This is a genomic window from Flavobacterium sp. MEB061 (assembly GCF_000834715.1).
Taxonomy (GTDB): Bacteria; Bacteroidota; Bacteroidia; order Flavobacteriales; family Flavobacteriaceae; genus Flavobacterium; species Flavobacterium pectinovorum.
Window position 1 is genome coordinate 1 of record NZ_JXQR01000011.1, and the last position, 10,282, is coordinate 10,282.

Consider the following 10,282-nt stretch of genomic DNA (forward strand, 5'->3'; position numbering starts at 1 on the left):
AAAAAAAAAATTGCTTATTTTTTTTAAACACATAGAGACATAGATTTCTTTGATTGAAACTAAGATTAAAAAGGAAACAAGTTTCAACTTAGAAATGTGTGCTTCGTAGTGATAAGCTTTGTCAAAGTTTAAAACTTTGACAAAGCTTAAGCAATCAAAAATAAAGAGTAAAATTCTTTCAATCTGAGCATCAGCCACATCCGAAGAAAAAAAAGAAACCAGTTTTAAAGAAAATACTATATTTGCCCGGCAAAAAAATCCACAATTAATATTTCTTTATTTAAAAAACATCTTTGAAATTCACTTTAAAAAATATCTTTTCAGGCCGAAACTTTTTCATTTTAGGAATTATTTTTATTGCCCTTACATTGCTTTCTCTTTATGTATTAAGTAATTTGATTACGCAGATAACCGAAAAATCGAATACAGAAAGTACACATCGCAACTTTCTTAAAAGAGAAGAAGTTGTACAACAGGAATTTTCACGTTTTCTGGACACACAAAAAGAGCTGGATCATATTATCAAAATTAGTAATGCACAAAATCTTTCTGATCATTTAAAGGTTTTAAGTACGATTCATGCCAATGATAGTTTGATTAAAAATAATTGGTTTCAGATCAATAATGGTAAAATAGAATTTACTACTTCTAAAAGCGATTCAAATCTTGATGCTACTATAAAAGATTTAATTCTAAAAAATAACGCTAAAAATCAATCGAGTAGTATTGTTAAGGATAATGAAAACATTTTTTGGCGTATTTATTTTAAATCTATTTCAGAAAACGGAACCATTGTTCGATACGGTTTTGATGTTGATCTTAAATCACTGCAATCTTATTTTAAGAACATCAATAAGAATTTACCCAATTACGCTTTTGTTTTTGATAAAAAAGGAACAATTCTTTATCATCCGGAAGTAAAACTTCTGAATCAAAATGTTTTTAAGATTACCAATATGACTCCAAAAGATACTACGTTTATCAATGACGAGTTTTATGGTAAAAAAATTGCGCTTTCTGAATATCTGAAATTAGATATTGTACGATATACAAAACGACTGAATGTAAAAAATACAAACTGGTATATTAGCGTGAGCTCTCCCAAAGAAATTGGAAGTGAAGATGTTGAGGCTGTCAAAAAATACGCTTCGTTAATATATGTCATTACGACTTCGATATTGATTTTGTTTTTCTATCTGTTTACTATTTTTAATAAAAAGACTTTTAAGGAAAAAGCTGTTTTATCAAAAGAAAAAAACAGGCTTCTTCTCGAAAATGAAAAGATAAATAAAGAGAAAGCCCTCATTCAGTTACAACAGCTGAAAGAACAGATTAATCCTCACTTTTTATTCAATTCGCTCAATTCACTTTATATGCTTATTGATGGTGATACGGCCGTAGCGCGTAAGTTTACTTTGAATCTTTCGAAAATTTACCGATATCTTATTAATCCGCCGGTGCAGAATATCGTTACGCTGCAGGAAGAATTACTTTTTATCGAAAAATATATCTTTTTACAGCAAACCCGTTTTAAGGAAGAATTCGTTTTTACCATTAATACTATTGATGATGAAAATGTTTTGTTGAAGAAAGTTCCGTATCTGGCTTTTCAGATTGCTATTGAAAACGCCATAAAACACAATATTGCTTCTGACGAAACCCCTCTTAAAATCAACATTGAAATTAGAGAAAATGAGGTTGTTATTACCAATAATCTAAACGAGAAACCAAGTTTTGGACAAGAGTCTAAATTTGGTCACAAATACCTAGAAAGTATTTATTCTTATTACTCAAAAACTCATTTTCAGGCCTACAAAAAAGACGGGGATTTTACTTGCATTTTACCGCTTATTGGCTAAAAAGAAAACATTCACTCCCAAAAAAAAGCCACTCACTCCATTTTGTTTTTTTTAACATTATTTACAGAATAATTTCGGCAAAAATTAACCTAAACTTAACTTTCATCATGAGGGAAAAGGCATTGCTGATAAACCTAAAAACCGTTGTTTTAGCAACTGTACTATTGAGTACCGGTACTATGGTTTCTCAAAAAAAGAATAAAAAAGACAAAGACAAAACCGAACAAGCTGCAGATTCTCTTAAAACTTCAAAAGGGAAAAAATACGATGACCTTATCAAACAAGGTACATTCAAAAAAGGTTTGTTTAATACCATTCAGGTAAAAACAGATTTGTATTTAGAAATCAATGATTCTTTGTTTCAAAGAGAATTTTTGGTGGTTAATAAAATTTCAAACGTTCCTATGACGATTAATGAGCAAGGGCTTAACAGAGGAATGAACTATGAAAACAAGATTATTACTTTTCATAAAGATCTTGTTGCAAAAAAAGTTTGGGTAAAATCATCTGTCCCAAACGTTTCTTCACCAACGGGAGACGCTATAACGGCTTCGGTAAATGCAAATTTTTCAGAATCTATTATAGAGGTTTTTGATATTGAAACAAAAAATAATGATTCTACTTCGATCGTAATCAAAGCAAATAAAGTTTTTGACGGAAAACAAAAAAGTTTCAACGATGTTTTAAGCAATATTGGCCTTAGCGGATCTGTAAAATCGGAGCTTTCGTATATAGAAAGTGTGAAAACGTTTCCTAAAAATATAGTTGTTAAATCTCAGCTTACCACTTCGGTTTTCGAAGACGGCATTGCCATTTCGGTCACTCTGGGCGTTACGAGTAATATAATATTATTAGATAAAACTCCGATGCACCCTCGTTTTGCAGATAAACGTGTTGGTTATTTCTCTGAAAAACACTGGTATTTCAGCGATGATCAGCAGGCAATGCGTGAGAGAGAATTAATTACGCGCTGGAGATTAGAACCTAAAAAAGAAGACCTTGAAAAATATAAAAATGGCGAATTAGTAGAGCCTAAGAAACCCATTGTTTACTACATCGATCCATCGACACCTAAACAATGGCGCTCCTATATAATAGAAGGGGTTCGCGACTGGCAAATTGCGTTTGAAAAAGCGGGATTTAAAAATGCTGTTATCGCAAAAGAACCTACGGATGAAGACACTGATTTTGATATCGATGACGTTCGTTATTCTGTTATTACTTATGTTGCGTCGCAAAAGTCTAATGCGATGGGACCAGCGGTTGTTGATCCAAGAAGTGGCGAAATTATCGAATCAGACATTATCTGGTGGCATAATGTGATGACGTCACTTCATAGCTGGATGCGCATACAAACCGGTGCAATTGACCCGAAAGCGAGAGCAAACAAATTTAGTGATGAACATATGGGAGAAGCAATTCGTTTTGTTTCGTCTCATGAGGTGGGACATACTTTTGGTTTAAAACACAACATGGGTGCTTCTTTTGCTTATGATGTAGAATCACTTCGATCTCCAGCTTTTACGGCAAAAATGGGCGGCACTGCTCCTTCTATTATGGATTATGCCCGATATAATTATATTGCTCAGCCAGAAGATCATGTAGAAACGATTACACCAAAAATTGGTGAGTATGATAAATACGCTATCGAATGGGGTTACAGATGGTATGCAAATGAAAATGAAGAACATACTGCTTTAAACGCTTTGATTACCAAATATCAAAATGATCCTATTTATTTTTACGGAGAACAACAAAGCGCAGACGCTACAATTGATCCGCGTTCTCAATCTGAAGATTTAGGAAATGATGCCATGAAAGCCGGAGAATACGGACTGAAAAACTTGAAAAGAGTGGTAAGCAATATTCTGGACTGGACATATGATAAAGACGAATCTTATTTCGGAACAGGTAACCTTTATATTGGCGCAATTGGTCAGTGGAATTTGTACAACTACCATGTTTTAAGCAATCTTGGCGGAATTTATTTAAATCCTACGGTTCACGGTGATAATAAAGCGAGTTATGTTGCGGTTCCGGCTGAGATACAAAAAAGAGCTGTGGCTTATTTATTAAAAAATACTCTTACGCTTCCTCAATGGTTGTTTTTCAATCCAATTTTAGACAAAACAAATCCTTTAAAAGATACGCCAATAGGACCATACGAATATACGCCTTACACATTGGCGAGAGAATTACAATACGGAGTTCTTTACAGCATGTTAAGTGACGATCGTTTGCTTCGAATTACTGAAAACGAATTGTTTCAGCGTAATGAAACGAAAGAGAATGTATTTACAGTAACGCAATTATTTAAAACACTACGTCAAAATATTTTTGCTTCGACCATTCAGAATAAATCACTTACGATTTTAGAACGTTTAACTCAGAAAAATTATGTTGATGTTTTAATTGTATCAACAAACAAACTTTTTGAAAAAACAGAACCTAAAAAGAGTATCGAAATTCAGGAAAGCCTAAACATGCCGCAATTGTGTGATTATCTGGACAATTCTAAAATGGTACGCAATATTAATCAGTCTGCCATGAAAAGAGTTTCGGAAGTTACGTCTGATAAAAAAGGAGAATTGAATCAGGTTTTACAATTATTAAAATCGAAAAGAAATATCGGGAATCAGGAAACTAAAAATCATTATTTCGATTTGATTCAACGTATAGAAAGAGCATTAAACAACACATTATAAATTTTTAACCAAACCCAAATTTCAGAATGAAAAATCTATTTTACATGCTGAGTTTTCTCCTTGCCCTGTCCGGGTATGCCCAGGAAACCAGAACTATTAAAGGAAAAGTAACTGATTCAAAAGATGGTATGCCCCTGTATGGTGTATCTGTCTTTGTAGAAAATGCTTCTATTTCAAACAGCACACAACAAAAAGGTGTAATTCAAAGTTCAAGCCTTGGTACCGTTACTGACTTTGATGGTACATTTACACTACAAATAAACGGAAACGTAAAGTTTTTAAGGGTAACTTATATTGGATATGAGTCTACTTCACTTGAAGTTACAAATCAAAAAAACTACAATGTTAGTTTGAAATCTGAAACTGCAGAATTGAAAGAGGTTGTTGTTACAGGTTACCAAAAAATCGAAACCAGAAAATTAACTTCTGCTATTAGTAAGGCTAACATGATCGACATTCAACAAGCGGGTGTTGCCAGTATTGATCAATTATTGATTGGTCAGGTTACGGGTGTTGCCGTTACTCAAAATACAGGTGCTCCTGGTACTATCGCAAAAGTGAGAATTCGTGGTACAGCTTCGCTTTCAGGCCCACAAGATCCGTTATGGGTTTTAGATGGTTTGCCTTTAGAAGGAAATGATGTTCCACAAAATTACGATAAAGACAACATCGATCAATTGACTAACTTTTCAATCGCAGGTTTAAACCCTGAAGATATTAAAGACATTACGATCTTAAAAGATGCTTCGGCAACTGCTATTTATGGAGCAAGAGCCGCAAACGGAGTTATCGTTGTTACTACTAAAAAAGGTAGAAAAGGAAATATGAGAGTAAACTTTACTACCAATACTTTCCTTACACAAAGACCTGACTTTTCTAAATTAAACTTGATGAATTCATCTCAAAAAGTTGATTTCGAATTAGGATTGGCTGCTGATCCAAATTTAACTTACAGAGATACTGGCGGACAAGTTTCCCGTATTTTAAATGGCGCTAATGAATTAGGAGCTTACAGAGCAGGAGGTTTTTCAGCTTTAAGTACAGATTCTCAAAATTCTATCAATGCATTAAGAAACAACAATACAAACTGGGGTAACTTATTGTACCAGGATGCAGTAAATACACAATACGGTTTGAGTTTATCTGGTGGTGGAGAAAAGTCTGATTACTACTTCTCTCTTGGAGCTTATGATGAAGATGGAACTACAATTGGAACCGGATTCAACAGATACAACCTTACCTTAAAAAACAATTTTGAAGTAAGTGATAAATTACGTGTTGGAGTTAGTATTTTCGGTTCTCAAAGTAAAACAAAATCTTACGTAACAGATACAGATGCATTTACAAATCCTGCGAATTATTCAAGAAATGTAAACCCGTATTTAACACCTAGAAATGCTGACGGAAGTTATAACTACGACAAGGACATTTCTAATTATTCTACTGAATATATTCCTTTTAACTTTCTTGAAGAAAGAGAAAATACATCTTACGAATTAAAAAACAGAGCTATAAAAGCGATACTTGATATTGATTATAACATTACTAAAAACTTTAAAGCTACTACTCAGGTTGGTCTTCAATTTGATAATAATGCTTCTGAAAAATTTGCTGGCAAAGACACTTATTACGTTAGAAAAGAAAGAGAAAAAACACGTAGATCTGGTGATGACGGAGACTTTTTCTTCCTTCCTGAAGGAGGAATTATTCAAAATTCTAATACTGACTTTTTCCAGTACAACTGGAAAACAATGTTAAATTACAGTGCTGTTTTCAATCAAAAACATGAGGTTGAGGTAATGGCGGGTAGCGAATTAAGAAAAAACAAAAACACGTTAATAGCAACTAAAGGCTTCGGATTTGATCCACAAACCTTAACAACAAAACAAATTATTTTCCCTAACGCTGATGTTGCTAAAGATGCGCCGTACAGAACGTATCAAAAAACAGAGAATGAAAATGCATTTGCTTCATTCTTTGCTACTGCATCGTATACATACAACAGAAAATATACTGCTTTTGGTAGTGTACGTTACGACGGATCTGATTTATTTGGTGTAGATCCTAAATACAAATACTTACCATTATGGGCTATTTCTGGGTCTTGGTTAGTATCTGAAGAAAATTTCTTAAAAGAAAATCAGACAATATCTGCCCTAAGATTACGTGCTTCTTATGGTTTACAAGGAAATATTGATAAAAACACATCTCCTTTTGTAGTTGGAGCATATGAAAACGTAACTATTTTACCTGGACAAACAGAACCAGTGATAACTGTAGTATCTCCTCCAAACGATAAATTAAGATGGGAAAAAACAACCAACACCAACTTTGGTTTTGATCTTGGTTTATTTAACAACCGTGTGAGTGTTGTAACCGATGTTTATGGAAGAAAAAGTACTGATTTAATTGGTTTACAATCGCTTCCTGTTGAGAATGGTTTTGAGTATTCTAACTTAAACTGGGCACAAGTGTCTAATAAAGGTTATGAAATTGCATTAACAACAAAAAATATCGAACGTCCTAATTTCTCGTGGACTACCAATATTAATTTCTCTCACAACAAGAGTAATGTTGATCGTGTTCAGGTAAGATCAAATAGTTTATTGCCTTCAAAAGAAGGATATCCGGTTAATGCTGTTTTCGCCCTAAAAACAGCTGGACTTGATGAAAATGGCTATCCATTATTTATTAATAAAAATGGAGAAACAGTTAATACGAACACCCTTTTTGCCCTTTATGACCCATTAGCAGTTTTTATACCTGGAGAGTTTACACAATCTGGTTTATCATCTGAAGAAACGAGAAACCTATACACCTACGTAGGAGATCGTGACCCTAAATTTACAGGAGGTTTCATCAACACTTTTAAAGTACATAACTTTGACCTAACCATTGCTACTACTTTTAACATTAAACAAACTGTTGTAGAAAGACCTCCTTATAATGGAACAACTGTAGATCGCAGCCAAAATTATTCTACGGATATTTTGAATGCATGGACACCAACAAATACAAATACTAATTTACCTGGAATCAATGGTAGAAACTCTGGAACAGGAGATGATACATGGATGACATACATGTGGTATTCCGGACAAAGCGCAACAGATAATTATGCTTTATTAGACACATGGGTTCATGACATGAGTTATATGAGATTAAGCAGTGTACGTTTAGGATATTCATTACCTAAAAAAGCAACTAATAGTGTTTTCATGGAAGATATTAGATTTAGTATAGAAGGAAGAAACTTATTTGTTGTAAGCTCTGATTATAAAGGATATTTTGACCCTGAAACATTCGGAAATATCTATGCACAACCAATCCCGAGATCAATATCTATAGGATGTAACTTAACTTTTTAAACTAATTTAAGATGAAAAATATATTAAAATACACCTTCTTTTTTGTTGCAGCTCTTGCAACAGTAAGTTGTGATGATTACCTCGATATACAACCAATTGGTAAGGTAATTCCAGAAACATTGACAGACTACAGAGCAGTTCTTACAAGAGGATATGAGACCTTCCCTATGCACAAGTCCCTTGCTTCTGTAAGAGGAGATGAATTCCTTATGAATGAAGATAGTGATGAATTAGTTTTATTTAAAGATATCTATACCTGGAAAGATGGAAATCCTGATGTAATAACAACAACTTTTCAGTACGATCGTCTTTATACTACTATTTTTTATACGAATGTTATTATCAACGATGCAAAAGCTAAAGTTGAGGCATCTGCAGATAAAGATCAGTTAATTGGTGAAGCTTATGCATTAAGAGCTTATGCTTATTTTGATTTATTGAACTTGTTTGCAAAACCTTATAATGCTGCTACTGCAGGTACTGACAAAGGTGTTCCTTTAGCTTTAGAAGTAGATTTAGAACAGGCTTTTGCTCCTGAAAGTGTAGCAAGAATCTACGAGCAAATTTATTCTGATAAAGAAGAAGCTAAAAAATTGCTTAACACAGATACACAAGCAAAAGGTTTAAACTATCGTTTCTCAAAAGCTTCTATATATGCTTTAGAATCTCGTATTTTCCTTTATCAAAAAGAATGGGCAAAAGCTCTGGAAGCTGCTGATAAAGCACTTGCATTTAAAAACACTTTGGTAGATTTAAACGCTACTCCTGTTTTGGCAAACAATTATGATAGTGCCGAATCAATATTAGCCCTTGAAAATGTTTACAATGTTGAATTAAAAGGACTTTCTTTTGCTTCTCCAACTTTAACCAGCATTTACGACAGAACAGATGATTTACGTTTTGCATTGTACTTTCAGGCAAGCGGAAGCAGATTTAGATTTAGAAAAGGTGGCGGGTCAGCTGCTCAAAAATGTTCTTTCAGAGCATCAGAATTGTACTTGACAAAAGCAGAAGCTGCAACTCAGCTAAATGATTTAACAACAGCAAAAACTACAGTTTTAACTTTTATCAAAAACAGATATAAAACTGCAGGTTATACTACACTTGCTACAGCTGTTGAAAACATGGACCAAGCACAACTTCTTGAGTTTATCGCTTTAGAAAGACAACGTGAATTTGCTGCAGAAGGACACCGTTGGTTCGACTTGAGAAGAACGACTCAAAAAGAAATCATACACAATTTAGATGGAGTTGAATATAAGTTAATTCAAAATGATCCACGTTATACGATACCATTCCCAAAGAATGCACGTTTAAATAATCCAAACTTGTAGATTGAAATTAAGCTCCGTTTTTAACGGAGCTTTTTTTTTACCTTTGCAAAAAAAAGGAAAATGAAAATTGCCATCATTGAAGATGAACATCTGGCTTCAAACTATCTGAAATCAATTCTCGAACAACAACAAATTATCACCATAAGTGAAGTAACTATATTAAAATCTGTAAAAGATGCTGTGGCTTTTTTTAAAGAAAAAATAGTAGATCTTGCGTTTATGGATATTCATTTGGGAGACGGAAAAAGTCTTGACATTTTTGAAGAAGCAACCATTTCATGTCCCGTTATTTTTATTACCGCTTATGATTCTTATGCCGTAAAAGTTTTCAAACATTTTACAATCGATTATCTTCTAAAACCTTATGAAGAACAGGAATTATTAGAAGCTTTATCCAAATACAAAAACATCAAGGAAACTTTCAATCCCAACCCCATTCTTGAATCTTTGGTTGAAATTGAAAATCAAAGCAGTATTCAACATCATTTTTTGGTCAATCACAGAGACAAACTCATCTCTATTAATGACACGGCTATTCCCTATTTTTTTGCTACCGGAAAACATCTTTTCCTTCACACCAATTCGGGAAACAGCTATTTATACAACAGCAATCTTAAAGATCTTATCAATAGTTTGGATCCAAAACTATTTTTTAAAATCAACAGAAAATACATCATCAACAGGCATCATATTCAGGAAATTATAAAACATTCGAGTCAAAAAATCGAATTATTGCTTAACATTTCCGTTCCCGATACTGAACCTATAATTTTAAGTAAAAAAGAAATTAATAATTTCAAAAACTGGCTTAATTCGTAAATTAATTTCATTTATTTTCAACCTGAATAAAAAATTATCAAGTTAGATTGTGTGTCGAATTTGTCAAATTTGCGGTTAACTTTTTTAGATCAGGATTTAGTTCTTTTGGGCGTTCCTCCGGTCGGGCTATACGCTCCCAATCTTTTTTTGAGCAGAAAAAGCTCAAAAAAAGGATTTCCGCTTCTATCCCTAACGCA

5 protein-coding genes are annotated in these 10,282 nt (G+C 33.3%); all 5 read left to right on the top strand.

Annotated elements, in window-relative coordinates; all coding sequences use genetic code 11:
• Window positions 1–293 precede the first annotated feature (293 nt).
• On the top strand, window positions 294–1,859 hold the full coding sequence (locus tag RT99_RS05300; protein ID WP_042563704.1) for a histidine kinase: 1,566 nt from the start codon (window positions 294–296) through the stop codon (window positions 1,857–1,859).
• Between the two features lie 107 nt (window positions 1,860–1,966).
• Window positions 1,967–4,564: a zinc-dependent metalloprotease gene (locus RT99_RS05305; protein ID WP_042563708.1), complete on the top strand. Its 2,598-nt coding sequence runs from the start codon at window positions 1,967–1,969 to the stop codon at window positions 4,562–4,564.
• A 26-nt stretch (window positions 4,565–4,590) separates the two neighbouring features.
• Window positions 4,591–7,932, top strand: coding sequence for a SusC/RagA family TonB-linked outer membrane protein (locus RT99_RS05310; protein ID WP_042563705.1), 3,342 nt, complete (start codon window positions 4,591–4,593; stop codon window positions 7,930–7,932).
• Between the two features lie 11 nt (window positions 7,933–7,943).
• Window positions 7,944–9,266 (top strand): RagB/SusD family nutrient uptake outer membrane protein, encoded by a 1,323-nt coding sequence (locus RT99_RS05315; RefSeq protein WP_042563706.1) that lies wholly within the window; start codon window positions 7,944–7,946, stop codon window positions 9,264–9,266.
• Window positions 9,267–9,326: 60 nt separating this feature from the next.
• Window positions 9,327–10,085, top strand: a complete 759-nt coding sequence (locus tag RT99_RS05320; RefSeq protein ID WP_042563707.1) for a LytTR family DNA-binding domain-containing protein — start codon at window positions 9,327–9,329, stop codon at window positions 10,083–10,085.
• Window positions 10,086–10,282: the final 197 nt, after the last annotated feature.